At 71.6% G+C, this 21719-nt stretch carries 20 protein-coding genes; 3 read left to right on the forward strand and 17 right to left on the reverse strand.

From position 1 onward, the window contains the following. Window positions 1–48 precede the first annotated feature (48 nt). From ABFX50_RS03480 to ABFX50_RS03505, 6 genes are all read right to left on the reverse strand, one after another. Window positions 49–312, reverse strand: coding sequence for a hypothetical protein (locus ABFX50_RS03480; RefSeq protein WP_183645796.1), 264 nt, complete (start codon window positions 310–312; stop codon window positions 49–51). Between the two features lie 73 nt (window positions 313–385). Further along, window positions 386–1237 carry a Scr1 family TA system antitoxin-like transcriptional regulator gene (locus ABFX50_RS03485; RefSeq protein WP_183645795.1) on the reverse strand — a complete coding sequence of 284 codons (852 nt, stop codon included), beginning with the start codon at window positions 1235–1237 and terminating at the stop codon, window positions 386–388. Between the two features lie 61 nt (window positions 1238–1298). Beyond that, complete coding sequence (locus ABFX50_RS03490) at window positions 1299–1502, reverse strand: hypothetical protein (RefSeq protein WP_183645794.1); 204 nt, start codon at window positions 1500–1502, stop codon at window positions 1299–1301. 61 nt (window positions 1503–1563) lie between these two features. After that, window positions 1564–2832 (reverse strand): acyl-CoA dehydrogenase family protein, encoded by a 1269-nt coding sequence (locus ABFX50_RS03495; RefSeq protein WP_346143126.1) that lies wholly within the window; start codon window positions 2830–2832, stop codon window positions 1564–1566. Continuing rightward, complete coding sequence (locus ABFX50_RS03500) at window positions 2817–3827, reverse strand: phosphotransferase family protein (protein WP_346143127.1); 1011 nt, start codon at window positions 3825–3827, stop codon at window positions 2817–2819. The genes ABFX50_RS03495 and ABFX50_RS03500 overlap by 16 nt, the downstream gene beginning before the upstream one ends. 78 nt (window positions 3828–3905) lie before the next feature. Then, entirely contained in the window at window positions 3906–4721 is an 816-nt protein-coding gene (locus ABFX50_RS03505) for a GNAT family N-acetyltransferase (protein ID WP_183645792.1), read from the reverse strand. Window positions 4722–4854: 133 nt separating this feature from the next. On the opposite strand from ABFX50_RS03505, the gene ABFX50_RS03510 reads away from it, so the two are divergent. Then, window positions 4855–5727 carry an ROK family protein gene (locus ABFX50_RS03510; RefSeq protein ID WP_346143130.1) on the forward strand — a complete coding sequence of 291 codons (873 nt, stop codon included), beginning with the start codon at window positions 4855–4857 and terminating at the stop codon, window positions 5725–5727. A gap of 41 nt (window positions 5728–5768) precedes the next feature. Here the strand turns inward: ABFX50_RS03510 and ABFX50_RS03515 are convergent, their stop codons facing one another. From ABFX50_RS03515 to ABFX50_RS03550, 8 genes are all read right to left on the reverse strand, one after another. Next, window positions 5769–7436: an acyclic terpene utilization AtuA family protein gene (locus tag ABFX50_RS03515; RefSeq protein ID WP_346143132.1), complete on the reverse strand. Its 1668-nt coding sequence runs from the start codon at window positions 7434–7436 to the stop codon at window positions 5769–5771. Continuing rightward, window positions 7427–8200 carry an enoyl-CoA hydratase-related protein gene (locus ABFX50_RS03520; protein ID WP_183645790.1) on the reverse strand — a complete coding sequence of 258 codons (774 nt, stop codon included), beginning with the start codon at window positions 8198–8200 and terminating at the stop codon, window positions 7427–7429. The genes ABFX50_RS03515 and ABFX50_RS03520 overlap by 10 nt, the downstream gene beginning before the upstream one ends. Next, a complete protein-coding gene (locus ABFX50_RS03525; RefSeq protein ID WP_346143134.1) occupies window positions 8197–10131 on the reverse strand; it encodes an ATP-binding protein in 1935 nt (644 codons plus the stop codon). The genes ABFX50_RS03520 and ABFX50_RS03525 overlap by 4 nt, the downstream gene beginning before the upstream one ends. Then, a complete protein-coding gene (locus tag ABFX50_RS03530) occupies window positions 10128–11660 on the reverse strand; it encodes an acyl-CoA carboxylase subunit beta (RefSeq protein WP_346144064.1) in 1533 nt (510 codons plus the stop codon). The genes ABFX50_RS03525 and ABFX50_RS03530 overlap by 4 nt, the downstream gene beginning before the upstream one ends. A gap of 53 nt (window positions 11661–11713) precedes the next feature. Further along, a complete protein-coding gene (locus tag ABFX50_RS03535; protein ID WP_346143136.1) occupies window positions 11714–12373 on the reverse strand; it encodes a TetR/AcrR family transcriptional regulator in 660 nt (219 codons plus the stop codon). A 169-nt stretch (window positions 12374–12542) separates the two neighbouring features. Next, complete coding sequence (locus ABFX50_RS03540) at window positions 12543–14516, reverse strand: serine/threonine protein kinase (protein WP_346143138.1); 1974 nt, start codon at window positions 14514–14516, stop codon at window positions 12543–12545. A gap of 41 nt (window positions 14517–14557) precedes the next feature. Continuing rightward, the gene (locus ABFX50_RS03545; RefSeq protein WP_346143140.1) at window positions 14558–15112 is read right to left on the reverse strand and encodes a chloramphenicol phosphotransferase CPT family protein; all 555 of its coding nucleotides are present in this window, start codon (window positions 15110–15112) and stop codon (window positions 14558–14560) included. Continuing rightward, entirely contained in the window at window positions 15109–16464 is a 1356-nt protein-coding gene (locus tag ABFX50_RS03550; protein WP_312895458.1) for an FAD-binding oxidoreductase, read from the reverse strand. The genes ABFX50_RS03545 and ABFX50_RS03550 overlap by 4 nt, the downstream gene beginning before the upstream one ends. A gap of 57 nt (window positions 16465–16521) precedes the next feature. On the opposite strand from ABFX50_RS03550, the gene ABFX50_RS03555 reads away from it, so the two are divergent. Further along, complete coding sequence (locus tag ABFX50_RS03555; protein WP_346143143.1) at window positions 16522–17103, forward strand: hypothetical protein; 582 nt, start codon at window positions 16522–16524, stop codon at window positions 17101–17103. 118 nt (window positions 17104–17221) lie between these two features. On the opposite strand, the gene ABFX50_RS03560 is transcribed toward ABFX50_RS03555, so the two are convergent. After that, window positions 17222–18475: an aspartate aminotransferase type Ic gene (locus ABFX50_RS03560; protein WP_346143145.1), complete on the reverse strand. Its 1254-nt coding sequence runs from the start codon at window positions 18473–18475 to the stop codon at window positions 17222–17224. Window positions 18476–18566: 91 nt separating this feature from the next. Then, entirely contained in the window at window positions 18567–19652 is a 1086-nt protein-coding gene (locus ABFX50_RS03565) for a methyltransferase (protein WP_346143147.1), read from the reverse strand. 220 nt (window positions 19653–19872) lie between these two features. On the opposite strand from ABFX50_RS03565, the gene ABFX50_RS03570 reads away from it, so the two are divergent. Further along, window positions 19873–20358, forward strand: a complete 486-nt coding sequence (locus ABFX50_RS03570; RefSeq protein WP_346143149.1) for a DUF3293 domain-containing protein — start codon at window positions 19873–19875, stop codon at window positions 20356–20358. Here the strand turns inward: ABFX50_RS03570 and ABFX50_RS03575 are convergent. After that, on the reverse strand, window positions 20302–21651 hold the full coding sequence (locus ABFX50_RS03575) for an MFS transporter (protein WP_346143151.1): 1350 nt from the start codon (window positions 21649–21651) through the stop codon (window positions 20302–20304). The two genes, ABFX50_RS03570 and ABFX50_RS03575, sit on opposite strands and share 57 nt — an antisense overlap. Window positions 21652–21719 lie beyond the last annotated feature (68 nt).

The raw sequence follows: 21719 nt of genomic DNA on the forward strand, positions 1-21719 counted from the left end.
GTCAATGCGCCTCCGGCCGGATCGGCGGGCGCGCTCGTCGGGGCGAGGTCAGGCGGGAAGGGCTGCCAGCAGGTAGGCCAGGCGGGCGGCCGCGCCGTTCACGTCGTCCACGGTGCCGAGCCGGTAGCCCCAGGAGGTGACGTAGGCGCCCTCGGGGGAGCAGGTCACGGTCTCGGTCAAGGTAAGGGAGAAGCGATTGACCACCGAGACGAACGCCGGCTCGCTGGCAAGGGCGAGATTCTGCACACGCAGGTCCGCGTGTGTTCCTGCAGCCCTGGCGAATTCCTCGAGGCACAGCATGGTGTCGAGCATCGTGCATCACCTCCGCATCAACTGATCGCTAGGGTTGCACGATCTTGCTGGGGTAGGCAAGCAATTGTCGGTATTAAAGTTGCGATTGTTTCGCGTAGTCGTGATTCACGCGCATGATGACAGATCTGGCCTCTTCTCCATAGACCGCCACCTTGTGGTACTCGTCGAACACCCGGGCGTAGAACTCCACGTCCTGACGCTCGCTGGTGCGCACCTCCTTCGACCTCGTCGGCACCAGGACCTGGTCGTTGTCGAAGAGCCAGAAGCCGGTCAGCGGCACCGAGGGGTGCTGCTGCTCGAACGGGATGATCCCCAGCTCGATGGTGGGAAGCGTGGTGACCGCCAGCAGCCTGTCCATCTGGCCCTGCATCACCTGGCTCGGCGCGAGCTTCGTCCGCAGCGCGGCCTCGGGCATGATGAATCTGAACGTGCGGGAGGCGTCGTAGAGGATCTCCTGTCGCTGCATCCGCACCCGCACCGCCGCGTCGAGCTCGCCTGTCGCGCCGTACTCCCGCTTGAGGGTGAGGAAGACGTGCCGCGAGTACTCCGCGGTCTGCAGCAACCCGATGATCACGCCCGGCTCGAACACCCTGAACAGGGTCGCCCTGGCCTCCTGACCTCGTACGTCCTCCTGCGAGGCGGCCAGGCCGCTGTGCGCCCAGTGCCGCCAGTCGGAGCGCCGCAGCTCGATGGCGGCGGCCCGCTCCTTCAGCTCGGCCAGCTCCTCGGGCTCGGCCCGCACGGCGGCGGCCCAGGCGCTCACGTCGTCGTCGGTCGCGCTCTGCCTGGCGTTCTCGAGGCGGGAGACCTTGGAGGGCTGCCAGTCCAGCAACTCGGCGAGCTCCTTGCCGGACAGCCCGGCCGTCTCGCGCAACTGCCGCAACCTGATGCCCATCTCGACACGGGCCTGCTGGAATGACGTCACGCCGCCAGAGGCTAGACCCAGCGGGGACGATCATGCCAGGGGTAGTGCCGCAATTGTGACGTCAGAGCACCCTGCGTGCGATCTCCACGAGCAGTTCCCGAGGCACCTCCACGGCGCTCTCTCCGTCGAGCACGTCCCGCAGGTCGGCCAGGGCCTCCCTGTCGGTCACGGTCAGACCCTGGACGACGATGGTTCCGCGGTCGGTCTCGTAGAGCGTCGGGCAGGCGCCCGCCTCGGACGTGGAGCCGAGAAACCTCATGCGCATGATGCATCCTTCCCCGAAACCGCGATGGCAATTGCGCGCAATTGTACGGGGAAGATCACGCTTAAGATGAAAAATCGCCGTATTTGGTATGGGCGACGGCGCGCTTGTCGGGCAGGAACTCGCTCGGCCACAATCCGGGGGACGGAGAGTATCCGCGCAGCACGCGCCGCGCGATGGAGGCCTGGTGCACCTCGGTCGGCCCGTCCATGATCCCCATGAGCGGCGCCGACTGCCACAGTCTGGCCAGCGGGGTGTCGGTGGAGACGCCGAGCGCCCCGTGCAGGTGCATCGCCCGGTAGACGACGTCGTGGAAGACCCGCGCCGCGGCCACCTTGCACGCGGCGATCTGGGTGCGCGCCTCCTTGGTCGAGGACTGGTCGATGAGCCACGCGGTGTGCAGCACGAGCAGCCTGAACTGCTGGATCTGCAGGTAGGAATCGGCGATGGCGGCCTGCACGAGCTGCTTGTCGGCCAGCACGCCGTCCACGGTCTGCCTGGACAGCGCCCGCTCGCACATCATGTCGAAGGCCCGCTTGACCGCGGCGACCGTGCGCATCGCGTGGTGGACCCTTCCGCCGCCCAGCCTGGCCTGGGCCACGGCGAACGCGCCGCCCTCCTCGCCCAGCAGCGCGTCGGCCCCCACCCTGACCTGGTCGTAGCGGATGTGGGCGTGGTGACCCCCTCGCTCGCCCATCGTGCCGATGTTGCGCAGGATCTCCACCCCCTCGGTGCCGGAGGGGACCAGGAACATCGACATCCGCTTGTACGGGTGCGCGTCGGGATCGGTGACGGCCATGACGATGAGGAAGTCGGCGTTGGCCGCGTTGGAGGTGAAGTACTTCTCCCCGTCGAGGACCCAGCCGTCCTCGGAGCGGACGGCCCGCATCGTGAACAGCCGGGGGTCGGACCCGCCCTGCGGCTCGGTCATGGAGTAGGCGGAGAAGGCCTCGCCGTCGAGCAGGGGACGCAGGTAGCGCTCCTTCTGCTCGGCCGTGCCGTACATCGCGATGATCTCGGCGTTGCCCGTGTCGGGCGCCTGGCAGCCGAAGATCACCGGAGCCCAGGTGGAGCGGCCGATGAGCTCGTTCATGAGGGCGAGCTTCAGCTGGCCGTAGCCCTGGCCGCCGAGGTCGGGCCCGAGGTGGCAGGCCCACAGACCGCGCTCGCGCACATGCTCCTTCAGCGGATCGACGATCTTGCGCAGCCGCTCGTCCAGCTTCTGGTACGCCTGGCCGGGGAAGACCAGGTCGAGCGGTTCGACCTCCTCCGTGATGAAGGCATCCATCCAGTCCAGCTTGGCCTGGAACTCCGGTTCTACCGAGAAATCCATGTCTGTGCCCTCGCGAACAGGTCGAGTGTTGTCTGGTGAAGAAGGTCACCGATGTCCTTGGGCGCCTTGCCAGCGCACGCGCGCGCGTGGGTGCCCTCCAGCACGATGCCGAGCTTGAAACAGGCCATCACGACGTACCAGTCGACCGAGGACAGGTCGCGCTCGGACAGCTCGGCGTAGCAGTCGACGAGCTCCTCGGCCGCCGGCAGGCCGGGCACCTGCAGCTGCGACGACGGCCAGGTGGCCACCAGCCAGCCCAGGTCGAGCAGCGGGTCGCCGATCGTGCACATCTCCCAGTCGACGATCGCCGCCACCCACGGGCCCGCGTGGGAGAACATCAGGTTGGCCATGTGGTAGTCGCCGTGCATGACGCCGGGCGTGAACGTCCGCGGCCTGTTGCGCTCCAGCCACTCGGCCGTCTCGCGCAGCAGGGGGATCTCGGGGCCCGGATAGCCTTCGAGCCTGCCGTACGACTCCAGTTCGCTCGTCCAGCGCGGCACCTGCCGCTCGAGGAATCCCTCAGGCCTGCCGAAACCGGGCAGCACGTCGGGCGAGACCCTGCCGAGCGCGGCCAGAGCGACGGCGGCCTCCAGGCCCATGCGCTGCCTCATGGCGGGGTCGGAGGCGTGCGGCTCAGGCAGCCCCGTCGTCGCGTTGAAGCCGTCGACCGGCTCCATCAGGTAGAAGACCGGCTCGTCGGCGGTCTGCGCGGCCACCAGCCTGGGCGCGGGCACGCCGGTGCCGTCCAGCGCCGCCAGCACGCGCGCCTCGCGGCGCAGCACCTCGTTGCTCTTCGCGCGCACGTGCAGGGGCGGCCTTCTCAGCACGTACGGCACGCCGCCCCGCTCGAAGGCGATCATCACGTTCTGCGTGCCGCCGAGGACCGGCCGCGCGTTCTCGAACGGCCCCTCTGGCAGGCCCTCGGCGTCCATCCAGGCGCCGAGCACGTCGAAGTCGATCGCGCTGACGTCGATGTGCGCGGGGGTGGTGGTCACGACAGAACCGAACCATGTTCTGGTTGCCGGGTCAACCCATGGTCGTGATCATCGGGGCGGCCGCCCGGCCGGCCGGCGTCAGCCCAGCGCCTGCATCGTGGGGGCGAACAGCTTCGACTGGTCGCCGGGCAGCGCGCCGCCTCGCACCATGGCGCTGGTGGTGAAGAAGTGGGGCACCCCGCGCTCGACCGCCCAGTCCACGAGGTCGGGACGGCTGTCGTCGAGGTCGAGACGCACCGGCAGCGTGGAGCCCGCCGCCAGGTCGGCGATGAGATCGCGCGCGGTGGCCTGGTCGTCGGCGACGACCGGCCCGATCATCAGCGTGCCGTCGTTGCGCCACGCGCCGCCGAAGCCCGTCATCCGCCCGTCGCGCTCGGCCACCCGCACCTGCTCGTGGAAGCCCGGCATCCGGCGCAGCACGGCCGACCTGTCGGCGCCGAACCGCGCGGCGTCGAAGGCCACGACGGCCTCGATGTCGTCGGCCTTGTGGGTGCGGCCCGAGGCCTGGCCGGTGAACATGCCCTTGTGGGTCACGACGGTGGCGACGGCGCGGAAGCCCGTGCGCTCGTAGAGGGGACGGCCGTAGGCGGTGGCGTGCAGCGACACCGTCCTTTCGCCGGCCCGTGCCAGCACGTGCTCCATGAGCGCGCGGCCCATGCCCTGCCTGCCGTACCTCTCGGCGGTCAGGACCATGCTGATCACCGCGTGGTCGTCGCCGTAGAGGGTGACGATGTTGGTGGCGGCCAGGCCGTCGCCGTCGGGCGCGTCGATGCCGTACGCCTCGCCGACCTCCAGCAGGAAACGCCACTTGCGGCTCTCGGCGCCCCAGTCGCGGCTGAGGGCCAGGCGGCCGCAGGCGGGCAGGTCGTCTTCGGTGAGGCGGCGGATCTGCATGCGGGCCATCCTGTCCCACATCCCTGACCGGCTTCAAACCGATTCCTGCGGATCTCGTCTGTCCGGGTCTGGTCCTCCTCCGGTGCGTTTCCTCGCGGGCGGGCCCCCTGGAGAGCGCTGGGAGGATGGGGGGATGGAGTGCGTTGTCGCGGTCGACGTCGGCGGGACCTTCATGAAGGGCGGTCTCGTCCGCGACGGCGCGATCCTCTACGCCGAACGCCGCCCCACCCCGCGAGCCGAGGGCCCTGCCGCGGTGATCGCCGCGATCTCCGCCTTCGTCGCCGACCTCGCGGCGCCGCGCGGGGGACTGCGGCCCACGGCGGTGGGGCTGGCCGTCCCCGGCCTGGTCACGCCCACGCACGCGGTCTTCTCCTCCGCGTTCGGCTGGCGGGACGTGCCCGCCGCCGCCTTCACCGACGTTTCGCTGCCCGTCGTGCTCGGTCACGACGTGCGCTCGGCGGGCGCGGCCGAGCTCGCCTACGGCGCCGCCCGCGCCGAGCCGAACGTCCTGTATCTGCCCATCGGGACCGGCATCGCGGCCGCGCTGGCGCTCGACGGCGCCCTGTACGGCGGAGCCGCCGGATGGGCGGGCCAGATCGGCCACGTGCCGGTCCACCCTGACGGCCTGCCGTGCCCCTGCGGCCAGCGCGGCTGCCTGGCCGCCTACGCCTCGGCGTCGTCGATCGCGGCGCGCTGCGGGGAGAGCTCGGCCGAGGCGGTCCTCTCACGGACCGACGAGGTGGCCCGCAGGGTGTGGGACGAGGCGGTGGAGGCGCTCGCCCTCGCCCTGGCCACCGCCACGCTGCTGCTGGACCCCGCGCTCGTGGTGATCGGCGGCGGGCTCGCGCAGGCGGGCGAGGCCCTGGTGGGTCCGCTGAGGACGCGCCTCGCCGCCCGACTGGCCTTCCGCCGACCGCCCAGGGTGGAGGTGTCGGCGCTCGGCCCGCAGGCGGGCCTCCTCGGCGCCGCCCTGCTCGCCGCCACCGCGCTCGACACCACTGCCTGAAGCCGGGACGCCGCGCCTCGTGGCGGACGGGCGTGCCGATCTCAGCGCAGGAAGGTCTCGGGCACCTCCAGCATCCGGGCCCGGAGCTCCTCGCCCAGGGCCTTCGCCTGCGGGTCGAGCCGGGGGCTGGCCGCGACCCCCCTGCCGAGCAGCCCGTGGACGACGAAGTTCAGCGCGTTGAGGTTGGGCAGCTCGAACCGCTCCACCATCAGCCCCTCCAGCGAGGGCATCAGCTTCACCAGCCGATCGACTGTCAGCGTCTGCGCCAGCCAGCCGTACTCCTCGGGGGTCCGCACCCACACGCCCAGGTTCGCGTTCCCTCCCTTGTCGCCCGATCTGGCCCCGGCGACCCGCCCCAGCGGCGCGGGCACCGTCGGCACGCCCGTCGCGTCCCATCGCGACGCCACGGGCTCGACGAGCACCTCCACCGCAGGGTCCGGCCGTTCGGAAGAGGGGAGCGCGACCTCCTCGCCGCCCACGAAGACGCGGGGGCGGACGTCGGCGGCGGGGATCAGCGTCGGCCAGTAGACCCCGTACGGCGAGGCGTCCCCCGGCGGCGTCAGACCGTAGAAGCCCGGATAGCTGGCCAGGCCCGTCTCCACCACCGCCGAGGAGAAGGCGCGTCCCGCCCTGCGGGCGTCGCGGTCCATGACGGTGATCCGCAGCAGCGGCGGGTCGAAGGAGACGTCCACCGACTCGAACGACTCGCGGGGCAGGCGGGCCCAGATCGCCTCCTGCGCGATCCGGGCCTTCTCCTCCAGGTCGAGGCCGGTCAGCATGAGCGTCATGGTGTTGCGGTACCCGGCGAGGTAGTTGACGGCGACCTTCAGCGTGCCGGGTGGGGGTTCGCCCTTCACCCCCGAGACCCTCACCCTGTCGGGGCCCTCCTGCGACAACGCGATGGTGTCGAAGCGGGCCACCACGTCGGGCCCGAGATAGCGAGGCGAGCCGATCTCGTACAGCAGTTGCGCGGTGACCGTGCCCACCGAGACCAGGCCGCCGGTGCCGGGATGCTTGGTGACCACCGACGAGCCGTCCTCGTGCAGTTCGACGAGGGGGAATCCGCAGTGCGCCAGGTCGGGCACCTCGCCGAAGAAGGAGTAGTTGCCTCCGGTGGCCTGGCAGCCGCACTCGATGACGTGCCCGGCGACGACCGAGCCCGCGAGCGCGTCGAGGTCGCCGGGGCCCCAGCCGTACCGCCAGATGCCTGGCCCCGTGACGAGGGCGGCGTCGGTGACCCTGCCGGTGACCACGACGTCGGCGCCCGCGGCCAGGGCGGCGGCGATGGGACGGGCGCCGAGGTAGGCGTTGGCCGTCAGGACGGGCTCGGCGAGCCGCTCGCCTGTGTCGAGGTTGACCAGGTCGAGGTCGTGCCCCGTGACGTCGTCACCGGTGACGTGGGCGACCCTGGCCGACAGGCCCAGCTTCTCGATCGCCGCCGCGCACCCTTCAGGGTCGAGCCCTCCGGCGTTCGAGACGATCTTGATGCCCCGCTCCAGGCAGGCGCCGAGCACCTGCTCCATCTGCCTGACGAAGGTGACGGCGTAGCCGGGACGGCCCTTCAGCCTGTTGCCCGCCAGGATCAGCATGGTCAGCTCGGCCAGCCAGTCGCCGGTCAGCACGTCGATCGGGCCGCCCTCGACCATCTCGCGCGCGGCCGAGAGCCTGTCGCCGTAGAAGCCGCTGCAGTTGGCGATCCTCAGCACCACTTGGGCGGCCTCTTCTCCATGAAGGCGGCGATGCCCTCCTGGCCCTCCTCGGAGGTGAAGCGCTGCGCCGACAGCGCGGCCATCTGCCTGAGACCCTCCTCGAAGGAGACCGACGGCAGGTCGCGGACCAGGCGCTTGGTGATGGCCAGCGCCTCGGGGCCACCCTTGACGAGCATGTCGGCGTAGCGGGCGACCGTGGCGTCGAGCTCCTCCATCGGCACCGCCCTGTTGATCAGCCCGATCTCCTCGGCCCTGGCCGCGTCGAACACCTCGCCGGTCATGAGGTACTCCGAGGCGGCCCTTGCCTGCAGCCGCCGCAGGACCGGCACGGAGATCATCGCGGGCACCACGCCGAGCCGTACCTCGGAGAAGGCGAACGAGGCCGTCAGCGGCGCGATCGCGAAGTCGCAGGAGGCGACCAGACCGAGGCCGCCCGCGCGGGCGGTGCCGTTCATGCGGCAGATGACCGGCTTCGGGCTCTCCCAGATCAGCGTCATGATCTCGGGGAACGAGGCGGTCACAGGGGCGTCGCTGACCCCGCGGGCGGGCTCGATGCGCTGCTCCTTCAGGTCGGCGCCCGAGCAGAAGACCGTTCCCGTGGCGGTCAGCACGATCACCCGCACCTCGGGCTCGGCCAGCGCCCAGTTCAGCCGGTCCTCCAGGTCGCCCAGCAGCCGCACCGACAGCGCGTTGCGGTTGGGCGGCGAGTCGAGGGTGATGGTGGCGATGCCACCCTCCAGCTCCTTGTGGACCAGGCGCGTCATGCTTCCCCTTCCTCGATGATCGCCAGCACGGCTCCCGCCTCGACCTGATAGCCCTTCTCGACCATGACGGCCGAGACGACTCCCGCGGCGGGCGCGGCGATCTGATGCTCCATCTTCATCGCCTCGAGCACCAGGACCACCTGCCCCTTGCTGACGGCGGCTCCCTGCTCGACCTCGACGCGCAGCACGCTACCCGGCATCGGCGCCAGCAGGGAGCCGGGCGCGTGCTCCTCGGCGGGTTCCGGCAGGCGCGGCAGCGGGGTCAGCCGGGTGTCCCCGACGTAGACGCGGCCCTCGTAGTGCGCGATCTCGAAGGTCTGGCGCAGGCCGTCCGTCTCCATGACCACCCGGTACGGCCCGGCGCTCACCACCCCCCGCGGCGCGGGGTCGTAGACCGCCTCCGCCTCCTCGAACCTGGCGACCTGGGGTTGCGATCTCACGTTGCGCCAGCCGCACGGCAGGCTCCTCTGCACGGTGGCCTCGCTCCTGTGACGGGCGGCGATGGCGAGCGCCGCCGCCAGCGTCTGCGCCTCGGTGGGCGGCTCGTGCGCCGCGAGCCGGTGCTCGTCGAGGAATCCGGTGTGGGTGTCGCCTTCGCGGAAGGCCCTGCTTCGCAGGATGTTGCGCAGCAGGACGCGGTTGGTGGTCAGCCCGTGGACGCGGGCGCCGTCGAGGGCGGTGGTCAGCTTCCTGATCGCCTCGCCCCTGCTGCGGCCGAACGAGATGATCTTCGCCAGCATCGGGTCGTAGTGGGTGGAGACGGTCGAACCCGACTCCACCCCTGAATCCACCCGCACCGGACCCTTCACCTCGAACAGGTCGACCGTGCCGGACTGGGGCAGGTAGGCGGCGTCCTCGGCGTAGAGCCTGACCTCGACGGCGTGCCCCGAGGGAGAGGGCCGGGTGCCGGGCAGCGGCTCGCCCTCGGCGACGCGCAGCTGCAGCTCGACCAGGTCCACGCCGTAGACCAGCTCGGTGACGGGATGCTCGACCTGAAGGCGGGTGTTCATCTCGAGGAAGGCGATCGTGTCGTCCTTGACCAGGAACTCCACCGTGCCCGCGCCGACGTACCCGATCGCCTGCGCGGCCCTGACGGCCGCCGCCTCCAGCCTGTCGCGCAGCGCGGGGGTGACGGCGGGGGAGGGGCACTCCTCCACCACCTTCTGGTGGCGGCGCTGGATGGAGCACTCCCGCTCGCCCAGCGCCCACACCGTGCCGTGGGCGTCGGCCAGGATCTGGACCTCGATGTGGCGCGCCCGCTCGAGGAGCGGTTCGACGAACACGGTCCCGTCGCCGAAGGCCGATTCGGCCTCCCGCCTCGCCGAGGCGAGCGCCCTGCCGAGGTCGGCGGGCCCGTCGACGACGCGCATGCCGCGTCCGCCGCCGCCCGCCGACGCCTTGACGAGCAGCGGATAGCTCCATCCCGCTCCAGCGGCGCCTTCCGTCTCTCCGCCCACCGGCGGCCCGTCCCCCGGAGCCTCGCCATCCTGGAGGAGGCCGTCACGGGTGGGGGTCTCGCCCAGGGAGGCGGGGACGGCCAGCGAGGGCAGCACGGGGACGCCCGCCTCGGCCATCAGCCGCTTCGCCTCGATCTTGGAGCCCATCGCCGCGATGGCGCCGGGCGGCGGGCCCACCCAGGTCAGCCCCGCCTCGACCACCGCGACGGCGAAGGCGGCGTTCTCCGACAGGAAGCCGTAGCCGGGATGGACCGCGTCGGCGCCCGACCGCTCGGCCGCCCTGACGATCGCCTCGATGTCCAGGTACGCCATGGGCTCGCCCAGCCGTACGGCGAGGCCGGCCTCCGACACGTGCGGGGCGTCCGCGTCGGCGTCGGAGTAGACGGCGACCGTCTCGACGCCCAGCTCGCGGCAGGTGCGGAAGATCCTGCGCGCGATCTCGCCCCGATTGGCCACCAGCAGTCTCGTGATCATGGCCTGAACACCCCGTATCCGGCCGTCTCCGGGACGGGCGCGCTGTTGATCGCCGACAGGCAGAGACCGAGCACCGTGCGGGTGTCGCGCGGGTCGATCACCCCGTCGTCGTAGAGCCGTCCCGACAGGAAGAACGGCAGCGACTCCTGTTCGATCTGCGCCTCCACCATCGCCCGCATCGCCGCGTCGGCCTCCTCGTCGTAGACCTGGCCGCGCGCCTGGGCGGCCTGCCGTCCGACGATCGACAGCACCCCCGCCAGCTGCGCGGGGCCCATCACCGCCGACTTCGCGCTCGGCCAGGCGAACAGGAAGCGCGGGTCGTAGGCGCGCCCGCACATCCCGTAGTTGCCGGCGCCGTAGGAGGCGCCCATGACCACGGTCAGGTGCGGCACCGTCGAGTTCGACACCGCGTTGATCATCATCGCGCCGTGCTTGATGATGCCGCCCTGCTCGTACTCCCTGCCGACCATGTAGCCGGTCGTGTTCTGCAGGAACAGCAGGGGCGTGCGCGACCGGTCGGCCAGCTGGATGAACTGCGTGGCCTTCTGCGCCTCCTGGCTGAACAGCACACCGCGCGCGTTGGCCAGGATCCCGATCCGATATCCGTGCAGGCGGGCCCAGCCGGTCACCAGCGACGCGCCGTAGAGGGGCTTGAACTCCTCGAACTCGCTGCCGTCGACGATCCTGGCGATCACCTCGCGCGGATCGAAGGGGATCTTGAGGTCCTCGGGGACGATCCCGAGCAGCTCCTCCTGCGGGTAGCGCGGCTCGACGACAGGGCCAGGCCGCACGCCGAGCTTCCGCCACCCCAGCGACTTCACGATGGCGCGGCCGATGCGCAGGGCGTCGTGCTCGTCGGCGGCCAGGTGGTCGGCCAGCCCGCTGGTACGCGCGTGCATCTCCGCACCGCCGAGCGACTCGTCGTCGGACTCCTCGCCGGTGGCCATCTTGACCAGCGGGGGGCCGCCGAGGAACACCTTGGCGCGCTCCTTGACCATGACGACGTGGTCGCTCATGCCGGGAACGTACGCCCCGCCGGCCGTGGAGTTGCCGAAGACCAGCGCGATCGTCGGGATCCCCGCGGCCGACAGCCGCGTCAGGTCCCTGAAGATCCGGCCGCCGGGGATGAAGATCTCCTTCTGCGTCGGCAGGTCCGCGCCGCCCGACTCCACCAGGTTGATGTACGGCAGGCGGTTGCGCAGCGCGATGTCGGCCGAGCGCAGCGTCTTCCTGAGCGTCCACGGGTTGGACGCGCCTCCGCGCACGGTCGGGTCGCTGGCGGTGATCACGCATTCGACGCCCTCGACCACCCCGATGCCGGTCACGACGCTCGCCCCCACGGGGAAGTCGCTGCCCCATGCGGCCAGCGGCGAGAGTTCGAGGAAGGCCGAGCCAGGGTCGACGAGCAGCTCGACGCGCTCCCTGGCCAGGAGCTTGCCGCGCTCGCGGTGGCGCCGCACGTACTTCTCCCCGCCGCCGGCGACCGCCTTGGCGTGCTCGGCGTCGAGGTCGGCCAGCTTGGCGAGCATGGCGTTCCTGCGGTCACGGTGGTCGGCGCTCGCCGGATCGAGTCGGCTGATGATCACGCCTCACCCCTTTCCTCTCGGTTCTGCCCGCCGGGACGCGGAGTTGACGCACGCGTCAGCCCGATGGCGCGGGCCCACAGGCGGGTGAGGTGGTCGACGGCGGCGGCCTCGTCGGCCCGCTCGCCGAGATCCAGCCAGACGTGGGCGAAGTGCTCCACCATGCCGCCGAGCATGATCGCGGTCAGCCGCGGGTCGAGGTCCCTGTCGGCCAGGCCCTGCTCCTGCAGCCTGCGCAGGCCCTCGGCGCCCCTCCTGACGAACACCTCGCGCAGTTCGAGCAGCAGCCGTCCGAAGCGGTCGTCGGTGGTCGCCGCGTGCTCCAGCATCCGCACCAGCCTGGAGTTGGCCGCCCATGCGCGCAGGTAGAGCCGGTTGGCGGCCTCGACGCGGGCGTAGGGGTCGTCGGGCGCGGCGGGGCCGACCATGCTGGCGGCGAACATCTCGCCCACCACGGCCCCCGCCACCTCGCCGAAGAGCGACTCCTTCGAGTCGAAGTAGGTGTAGAAGGTGCCGTGCGAGACCCCTGCCCTGGCGCAGACGTCGTCGACGCGCACGGCGTCGTACCCCTGCTCCTCGAAGGCCTCCCGCCCCGCCTCGAGCAGCGCGGCCCTGGTGCGCCGGCCTCTCGCGGTCAGCGTCTCAGACTTGACGATCACGTCAACAACGTAGGCAGGTCAGCACGTCTTCGCAAGAGCCCCCCATAACGGCCCCGACGCCGGCGAAGTACCAGCTGCTGCGGATTCGGGGTGGGCCTGACAGGCCGGCGGCCCGCGTCTCAGGACGCGGGCCGCCGGGAGTCACAGCAGGGGAAGTGCGGACGGAGGGTCAGCCGCAGTGGCTCCAGCCGCTCTTCCACGTGAGCGTGCCCCAGCTGCCACCCCAGATGACGCACTTCTTGACCGCCGGGAGCCTGACAGGCCCCGAGTAGGTGGAGAACTTGCCGGGGTTGGAGCCGCTGGCGCCGCCCTTCACCTGGAGGATGGCGTTCATCGAGATCTTGGCGGGCACCACGTACTTCGACATGGTGATCACGCAGTTCTTCCCCGCGGCGGTGTTGTACAGCAGGTAGATCGTGGCCTTGGCGCCGAGCGCGTGGGAGTTGATCACCTTGTACCCAGAGCCGCAGACCGTCGTCGCCTGGTAGGGGTTCGGCTTGGGCGGGGGAGTGGGCTTGGGAGTGGGCTTGGGCGTCGGCTTCGGCGCGACCGTGGGCTTCACGGTCGGCTTCGGGCTCGGCTTGGACGAGTGGCCGTAGTAGTCGCCCGTCGTCGGCTCGGTCAGCCCGGTGGGCTCGGGCTCCGGGTCCACCAGGTCGGTGTTCTTGGTCGGCTTGACCTTGGGCGTGGACGGCTTGGCCGTCGGCCGCACCTCGGGGGGAGCGATCGTGGTGTGCGGCACGGAGACCGCTGGCTCGTCCTCGCTCTTCTTGGACTTGCTCGCCTTGGGCGTCGGCGACTCGTCGATGAGCTCGGGCGTCAGCTCGAGGTCGCTCGGCGGGTCGACGGGCGCCTCGGTGGAGGCGGCGGCCGGATCGGTGGCCGGATCGGTCGCCGCCGAGGTGGCAGGACCGTTGGCCGCGACCAGCGAGGCGGTGGTGTTCTTGCCCGCCTGGGCCCAGACCACGGTGCCCGCCAGCACGAGCGCGCCCGCCGCCGCGGCCGAGACCGCGATGGTCAGCGTACGGCGGCGCGTGGCCGAGCCTGGCGCCGTACCACCCGAGGGAGGACGCTGGCCGGGGACCTGGGACCCGGGATAGCCGTGCTGTCCCGGCACGGGCCCGCCGGGCTGCCCAGGCTGCCCAGGCTGCCCGGGAACGTGCGGCCCAGGGCCGCCAGGACCACCGGGAGCACCGGGAACGGGACCGCCCTGCGGCCCTGGACCAGCGGGAGCGCCGGGAGCGCCCTGCGGCCCGGACGCCGCACCGGGGTGCGGGAACGGCGGAGGGAGCTGGCTGCCCGTCTGGTGGACGGCGACAGGGCTCTCCCCTGTCTGCTGGCCCGTCAGGCGGGCGATGAGCTGCTCGGCGGTCGGGCGGTGCGCGGGATCCTTGGACAGGCAGGCCTCGACCAGCCCGCCCAGCACCCCTTCGAGCCCGCCGATCTCCGGCTGCTCGTGGAGGATCCTGTTCATCACCACGGGGATGGAGTCGGAGCCGAACGCGGGCTTGCCCGTGGCGGCGAACACCATCGTGACGCCCCAGGCGAACACGTCGGCCGCCTCCGAGACGGGGGCGCCGCTCAGCTGCTCAGGAGCGAGGTAGGCAGGCGTCCCCATCGCCATGCCGGTGGCCGTCGCGCCCGGCGAGTCGAGCGCCCGCGCGATGCCGAAGTCGATCACGACAGGGCCCTCGGGCCCCATCAGCACGTTCGCCGGCTTGAAGTCGCGGTGCAGGATGCCCGCGCGGTGGATGGCCGCCAGCGCGGTGGCCGTGCTGATCGCCAGGCGTTCGAGGGCCGCTCCCCTGCGCGGACCCTCCCTGTCGACCAGCTGCCGGAGCGAGGGCCCCGGCACGTAGTCCGTGACGATGTACGGCCGGCTGCCTTCGAGATCGGCATGCAGGACAGGCGCGGTGCAGAACCTGGCCACGCGTTGCGCCACCGCCACCTCGCGCAGGAACCGGGTCCTGGCGTCGGCGTCGGCCACCAGCGCGTTGTGCAGGAGCTTGACAGCCACCTGCTCGCCCGACTGCCCCTTGGCCAGGTAGACCACGCCCTGCCCACCCTCGCCGAGCCTGGCGACGATCTCGAACGCACCCAGCCGTCGCGGGTCGTCCGCCGCCAACGGCTGGAACTGATTCACGTAGAACCCCCGGAATTCCTCATAGGTGGGGCAAAACGTTATCAGTGTGGTTCGTGTGTCGTCTCACCGGTTTGACGATTCATCCGCTTTGCTATCAACTGCGCGCAGTCATCCGCCGACATGAACGACGTGTCGACCTCCATGTCGTAGACGACTCCCTCGTGGACCATGGTGGCCTGGGACCGCGCCATGCCGATCGGCCGGTCGCCGCGCTCGCCCTCCCTGCGCGCGGCCACCTCAGGGTCGCAGCGCACACCCACCCAGAGCACATCGAGCCCGGTGAGCGGGACGCGCCAGCGCTCCTGCGAGGCAGGGCCGCTGAGGAAGACGTCGTCGAGGATCACCCGCGCGCCCGACCTGGCCATCGTGGCGACACCCGCCATCCAGGCCTCCTCCAGCTCCCCGAAGCGGGGGCCGAGGTGGACCTCCCCGTCGGGCGTGAAGGTGATGCACGAGGACGGCATCGCGTCGACGAGCGTGTCCACGCTGAACGCCAGCCACGGATCGGGCAGCAGCTCCTGGAGCGAGCGGGCCAGCGAGGACTTGCCCGAGCTGGACCCGCCGTTCAGCACGATGACCGCAGGATCGCCTCTCATATCGCCTTTCCCGGGTTGAGAATGCCGAGCGGGTCGAAGACCCTCTTGATGCCCTGCTGGACCTCGGTCGCGACCGGTCCTGACTCCAGCGCGAGCCAGCGCCGCTTGAGCAGCCCCACCCCGTGCTCGCCGGTCAGCGTGCCGCCCATCTCGAGCGCGGCCTTGAACACCTCGTCCGCCGCCGCCCACACGTTGGCGGGCGGCTCCACGGTGCCGTGGTCGAAGATGAACACCGGGTGCAGGTTGCCGTCGCCCGCGTGGGCGACCGTGCAGATCATCACGTCGTGCCTGGCGGCCGCCGCCTCGATCGCGGAGATCATGTCGGGCAGCGCCGAGCGCGGCACGCACACGTCCTCGACCAGGCAGGCGCCCAGCCGCTCCTTGGCCTGGTAGGCCATCCGCCTGATGCCGATCAGGTCCTCGGTCTCCTCGGGCGTCGAGGACAGCGCCACGAAGGAGGCGCCGTTGGCCTCGCACAGCTCCTGCATCATGGCCGCCATCGCCTGGCCGTCCGAGGCGTCGGACTGGCCGATCAGCATGGCCTGGGTGGACTCCTCCAGGCCGATGTTGCGCCAGTCGTCGATCGCCTTCAGCGTCGCCCTGTCCAGCAGCTCCATGAGGGACGGCTGGCAGCCCGCCGCGATGATCGCCGAGACGGCCGCGGCTGCGTCGCGCAGCGAGCCGAACTCCGCGGCGATCGTCGCAGGAGGCGCCAGCGGCGCGCGGCGCAGCCGTACCGTGGCCGAGGTGATGACCCCGAGCGTGCCCTCCGAGCCCACGAACAGGCCGGTCAGGTCGTAGCCCGTCACACCCTTGACCGTGCGGCGGCCGGTGTTGAGGATCCGTCCGTCGGCCAGCACCACCTCGAGGCCGAGCGCGGAGTCGCGGGTCACGCCGTACTTCACGCAGCGCAGCCCTCCGGCGTTGGTGGCCAGGTTGCCGCCGATGGTGGAGATCTCGTAGGAGGACGGGTCGGGCGCGTACATCAGCCCGTGCTCCCTGGCAGCCCTGTCGAGGTCGGCGGTGATCACCCCGGGCTCGACCACGGCGAACTCGTCGGCGGGGTTCAGCTCGCGGATCGCGGTCATCTTGGCCAGCGACAGAACGATCGACCCCTCGCTGGCGGTGGCCGCGCCCGCGAGGCCGGTGCCCGCGCCGCGCGGCACGACCGGCACCCTGTGCTCGGTGGCCCAGCGCAGCGTCGTCACCACCTCGTCGCGGGTGGTGGCCAGGACCACGCCCAGAGCCTTGCCCGGTTCGAGGAACGTGCGGTCGCGCGCGTAGGAGTCGACCACGTCGGGGTCGGTCAGCACCCTTCCCTCGGGAAGAGCCTTCACAAGTGCCTCAATCACGCTGTGGACTCTACGACCCGATTTGCGGGATCCGCACGCCAGGGCCAGACTGCCCGGATGGATCTGTCCTGTCCGGAGTGCGGCCTTGCTGACAGGGTGGCGTCGGTGCCGGGGGTCGTGGCCGACGGAACGAGCTTCCGCCTCGGGCGAGCGAGCATGCCGAAGGAGCGTGCCATCGTCGACCTGCCCGCTGCCTCGCTGGTCGGCACCAGGAAGCACGCGATGACCAGAACCCAGCTCGCGGTGTGGCTCTCCTTCCCCGCCAGGCACGAGGTGCCGCGCGCGCGGCACCAGGGCTACGTCATGCTCGGCTTCGCCGCGCTCGCGCACGTCGTGCTGGCGCTGACCCTGGCGATGAGCGAGCACACCAACCTGCTCGTGGACCTGCTGGGGCCGTTCTGCGTGACGGGGTTCTTCTGGTGGTTCGGGCTGCTGTTCGTCATGGGCGCGCAGGGCGCCCGCCGCCGCGACCAGGCCGAGGCGTCGGCCAGGGAGCAGGCGCTGCTGGTGTGGCAGGAGCTCTACTACTGCCCACGCGACAACGTCGCCTTCGAGCCGGGGGTGGGCCTCGCCTTCCACCCCAGCGAGACGCGGGAGTACATCTTCGGCTTCAGGTACGGCAGACGCCGCCCCCAGTGACATCCACTCCGCCCTTGCAGGCCGTGGACGGGCTCCGGACGGAGGTACCGCCTTCGCGCGGTCGACCCGGCCACCGCCGCCCGCCCCACTGTGGCGGGGGCGGGCTGCGGTGGGGTGCTCAGGCCTGCGAGAGCAGCTTCTCCGTCGCCACGAGGCGCACGCAGACGGTCAGGCCCGTGATCGCCTCCTCCAGCTCCTCCAGGTCGGGGTAGGTGGGGGCGATGCGGATCGTGCGGTCGGCGGGGTCGTCGCCGTAGGGGTGGGTCGCGCCGGCGGGCGTGAGGGCGATGCCTGCGGCCTTCGCCTTGGCCACGACCTCCTTGGCGCAGCCCTCGGGCACGTCGAGGCTGACGAAGTAGCCGCCCGCGGGGGCCGTCCACGAGGCCAGGCCGGTGCCGCCGAGCTCCTTGGTGAGGATCCTGTCGACGGCCTCGAACTTCGGCCAGATCAGCTCGGCGTGCCTGCGCATGTGCGCGGCCACGCCCTCGGCGTCGCGCAGGAACTCCACGTGACGCAGCTGGTTGATCTTGTCGGGGCCGATGCTCTGCTTGGACAGGTTGGCCAGGTACCAGGCGACGTTGGCGGGGGAGGAGCCGAAGAAGGCCACGCCGCTTCCCGCGAGGGTCACCTTGGAGGTGGAGCCGAAGACGAAGGCGCGGTCGGCGTTGCCGTGCTCCTCGCACAGGGCGAGCAGGTCGGCCAGCTCGGCGTGCTCGTCGGTGAGGTGGTGGATGGCGTAGGCGTTGTCCCAGAAGATCCGGAAGTCGGGCGCGGCGGTGGTCATGGCGGCCAGGCGGCGCACGGTCTCGTCGCTGTAGCTGACGCCCGAGGGGTTGCTGTACTTCGGCACGCACCAGATGCCCTTGACCCGCGGGTCCTCGGCGACCAGCCGCTCGACGACGTCCATGTCGGGGCCCTCGGCGGTCATCGGCACCTGCACCATCGTGATGCCGAACCGCTCGCACAGCGCGAAGTGCCTGTCGTAGCCGGGGACGGGGCACAGGAAGACGATCTCCCCCTCGTCCGCCCAGCGGCGCGCCGCGCCGGGCACCACGCTGAGCAGCGAGAAGACGATCGTGTCGTGCATCATCGCGAGGCTGGAGTTGCCCCCGGCCAGCAGCTGCGCCGCGGGGACCTGCAGCAGGCCCGCGAACAGCTCGCGGATCTCGGTCAGGCCCTGCAGGTTGCCGTAGTTGCGGCAGTCGGTGCCGTCGGCGGCCAGGTGCGTGGAGGGCAGGGCGTTCATCCCGTCGGACAGGTCGAGCTGGCGCGGGGACGGCTTGCCTCGCGTCAGATCGAGCTTCAGGCCTCGCCCGACGAGAGCGTCGTAGTCGCGGGCGGCCTGTTCGCGCTGGGCTGTCAGCTCGGTCACGGGGATGTTCCTTCCTGAGACTGGGACATGTCGAGGATAGTGGCCCCGGCAGGGGAAACCGTCGCCGGACAGCGCTTTCGGCGTCGGCGAGTCAGCACGTCAGCCTCCACAGGCTGGTCACCTCGGCGGCTCGCGCCCTGTGCAGGGGGTCGGCGCCGTCGCGGGCGCGCGGGTGCCTGGGCGCGACGTCCAGGCGGCCCGCGACCCGCAGCCCCGCGTCGGCGAACGAGGCGAGCAGCTCCTGCCTGCTGCGCAGGCCGAGGTGCTCGGCGAGGTCCGACAGGATGAGCCAGCCCTCGCCGCCCGCTTCGAGGTGGCGGGGCAGCTCGCCGAGGAAGCCGTGGAGCATCCGGCCCTCGGGGTCGTAGACGGCGTGGTCGCGTCTGGTGCCCGGCCGTACGGGCAGCCAGGGCGGGTTGCACACCACCAGAGGGGCGCGGCCGTCGGGGAACAGGTCGCGCCGCGCCACCTCGACGCGGCCCGACAGTCCGAGCCGCGAGAGGTTGTCGCGGGCGCAGGCGACGGCGCGCTCGTCGAGGTCGGTGGCCACGACCTGCTCGACGCCCCTCCTGGCCAGCAGGGCGGCCAGCACGCCCGTGCCCGTGCCGATGTCGAAGGCGGCCGTGCGGGAGGGCAGCGGAGCGCGGGCGACCAGGTCGACGTACTCGCCGCGGACGGGAGAGAACACGCCGTAGTGCGGGTGGATGCGCTCGCCGAGCGCGGGCACCTCCACGCCCTTCCTGCGCCACTCGTGCGCGCCGATCACCCCGAGCAGCTCGGTGAGAGGGACGAGCGTGGGGCCTTCCGCTGGGCCGTAGGCCTCCGTGCACGCCTGCCGTACGTCGGGGGCCCTGCGCAGCGGCACGGTCAGCTCCTGCGACAGCGGCACCAGCAGCCTGCCCAGCAGGACGGCCCTCGTGGCGCGCGCCTGCCGGTAGGCGTGGAAGTCGGCGGGAGGCGGCTGCCTGTCGGCGCGGCGAGCCAGCGCGCGCAGGAGCTGCCTGGCGTTGTGGAAGTCGCCCCGCCACACCAGCCCCGCGCCCTCACGGGCCAGGCGGTGCGCGGTGTCGGCTTTCGTCGTGTCGTCGACGCGGACCAGCCTGGACGGCGGCGGCTCGGTCGAGCGCCACCCCGCCGACAGGGTGTGACCTTCTTCGTTCCAATGGACGTCGGGCATCGCGTGCTCCTCTTGATCGAACGGGGACTGTCGATGAAGAGCACTTCGACGTGGAGGGGTGGGCTAGCGGATCTCGGACCTCCACGAGGAAGCGCGAGCCGCGGCGTCGCCGAGAACGCTGCCCAGAACGGCGAACGACATGATCAACCTCCTTGGAGTCACCCCATGCTAGCCCCGATACAATCGCCTCCTTTCCTTCGTGCTCGGCAAAGGGGGTCAGGTGCCTGTCGCCAACTGGCAGCTCTACCAGGCGGCGGTGGTGCGCCTTTCGGTGGACGGCGCGTGGCTCCAGGTCGCTCCCGCCGAGCCCGGCGTCCACGCCGGCGCCTTCCCCGACCCCGAGGGCCGGACCATCCACGTGATCACCGCCCACAACCCCCGGGGCCGTACGGTTCCCGCCGCCGACAACGCGCGCGCCCACCGCCGCCTGACCGCCGAGCTCGACGCCCTCGCGCTGTCCTGGTGGCCGGCGGCGGGCGGCGACGTCACCTGGACCCACGTGGAGGAGTCCGTGGCCGTCGTCGGCCTCGACGACGACACCGCCCGCCGCATCGGCGCCCGCTACGAGCAGGACGCCGTCTTCGCGTGGGACCCGAGGCGGTGGCGCCTGCTGGAGTGCGAGGGCGACCACCAGGTGACGTCGGGCTGGTCAGTGACCGTGCCCATGCCCGTGACCGTGCCCGACGAGCGCGGCGGGCCTGCCTGACGGCACCAGGCCGAGCGCGATCACCCCCGCCACCGCCGCAGCCCCCGCGCACCAGGCCAGCGTCGTGGTGAAACCGCCGACCGCCAGGCTGGAGACCAGTGCCACCCCGATCGAGCCGCCCAGCTCGTGGAAGGTGTTGACGACCCCGGAGGCCACCCCCGCCTCGCCCTGCGGCACGTTGGCCATCGTCGTCGCCGTCGCGGCGACGAAGGCGGGCCCGATGCCGAAGGCGGCCAGCACGAAGCCGGGCAGCAGGGTGGTGTGGACGCCCGCCTCGGGCGAGACCCGCGTCATGAGCAGGGCGCCCGCCGCGGTCAGCAGGAAGGCGGCGACCGCCACGGGCCGTCCTCCCACCCTGCCGATCAGGCGTCCGCCGAGGTGCGCGCCGAGCGTGATGGAGATCGCGACGGGCAGGAACAGCAGCCCCGTCTCCAGGGCGCTGAAGCGCAGCACCTGCTGCAGGTAGAGCGAGCTGACGAAGAACAGCCCGAGCATGAGCCCCGTCGCCATGAGCATGACGAACACGCCGGACAGCACGGGCCGCCTGGCCATCGTCTCGGCGCGCATGAGCGGCGCCTTCGCCACCCGCTCGGCCCACACGAAGGCCGCGTACAGCGCCGCAGAGCCGGCCAGCCAGGCGCTCGCGGAGCCCCAGCCCGCCTCGCCCGCCGAGACCAGGCCGTAGATGAGCAGCCCGGTCGCCGCCGTGACCAGCAGCGCGCCCGGCACGTCGAGCGGCCGCCGTTCCGCGGTCGCGGAGGCGGGCACGAGCGACGGCAGCGCCGCCATGACGACCAGCCCGACAGGCACGTTGACGAAGAACGCCCACTCCCAGCCGGGGCCCGCGGTGAGCAGGCCGCCGACCAGCACGCCGACGGCCGCCCCCGTCCCGCCGATCGCCGCCCAGACCGCCAGCGCCCTGGTACGGCGCTCGCCGTGGAAGGCCGTGGTGATGGTGGCGAGCGCGGCGGGGGACAGCAGCGCCGCGCCGACGCCCTGCAGCGCGCGCCCCGCGATGAGCGTCGCGCCGTCGGGAGCGAGGCCGCACAGCAGTGAGGCCAGCGTGAACAGGGCGAGCCCGCCGAGCAGCACGCGGCGGGCGCCGAAGGCGTCGGTGAGCCGCCCTCCGAGCACCATCAACCCGCCGAAGCACAGCGTGTAGGCGGTGACGACCCAGGTCAGCGCCTCGCGGTCGAGCCCGAGCCCGGTGCCGATGGACGGCAGCGCCACCTGCACGACGGTGATGTCGATGATCAGCATGAACTGGGCCAGGCAGAGCAGGACCAGCACCATGTTCCCTCCCAATAACTCGTACAGTAGTGTTCAAGTTATGAGGCAAGCATACGCAGGAGGGGTATGTC

The sequence above is a fragment of the Nonomuraea recticatena genome, from assembly GCF_039533245.1.
Lineage (GTDB): Bacteria > Actinomycetota > Actinomycetes > Streptosporangiales > Streptosporangiaceae > Nonomuraea > Nonomuraea roseola.

Bases quoted from the DNA above. Each gene is read 5' to 3' on its own strand.
- ABFX50_RS03490 (WP_183645794.1), bottom strand. From the start codon at position 1,502: ATGCGCATGAGGTTTCTCGGCTCCACGTCCGAGGCGGGCGCCTGCCCG.
- ABFX50_RS03505 (WP_183645792.1), bottom strand. From the start codon at position 4,721: ATGCAGATCCGCCGCCTCACCGAAGACGACCTGCCCGCCTGCGGCCGC.
- ABFX50_RS03565 (WP_346143147.1), bottom strand. From the start codon at position 19,652: ATGCCCGACGTCCATTGGAACGAAGAAGGTCACACCCTGTCGGCGGGG.
- ABFX50_RS03510 (WP_346143130.1), top strand. From the start codon at position 4,855: ATGGAGTGCGTTGTCGCGGTCGACGTCGGCGGGACCTTCATGAAGGGC.
- ABFX50_RS03520 (WP_183645790.1), bottom strand. From the start codon at position 8,200: ATGACGCGCCTGGTCCACAAGGAGCTGGAGGGTGGCATCGCCACCATC.
- ABFX50_RS03530 (WP_346144064.1), bottom strand. From the start codon at position 11,660: ATGCTCGCCAAGCTGGCCGACCTCGACGCCGAGCACGCCAAGGCGGTC.
- ABFX50_RS03575 (WP_346143151.1), bottom strand. From the start codon at position 21,651: ATGGTGCTGGTCCTGCTCTGCCTGGCCCAGTTCATGCTGATCATCGAC.
- ABFX50_RS03555 (WP_346143143.1), top strand. From the start codon at position 16,522: ATGGATCTGTCCTGTCCGGAGTGCGGCCTTGCTGACAGGGTGGCGTCG.
- ABFX50_RS03525 (WP_346143134.1), bottom strand. From the start codon at position 10,131: ATGATCACGAGACTGCTGGTGGCCAATCGGGGCGAGATCGCGCGCAGG.
- ABFX50_RS03480 (WP_183645796.1), bottom strand. From the start codon at position 312: ATGCTCGACACCATGCTGTGCCTCGAGGAATTCGCCAGGGCTGCAGGA.
- ABFX50_RS03495 (WP_346143126.1), bottom strand. From the start codon at position 2,832: ATGGATTTCTCGGTAGAACCGGAGTTCCAGGCCAAGCTGGACTGGATG.
- ABFX50_RS03545 (WP_346143140.1), bottom strand. From the start codon at position 15,112: ATGAGAGGCGATCCTGCGGTCATCGTGCTGAACGGCGGGTCCAGCTCG.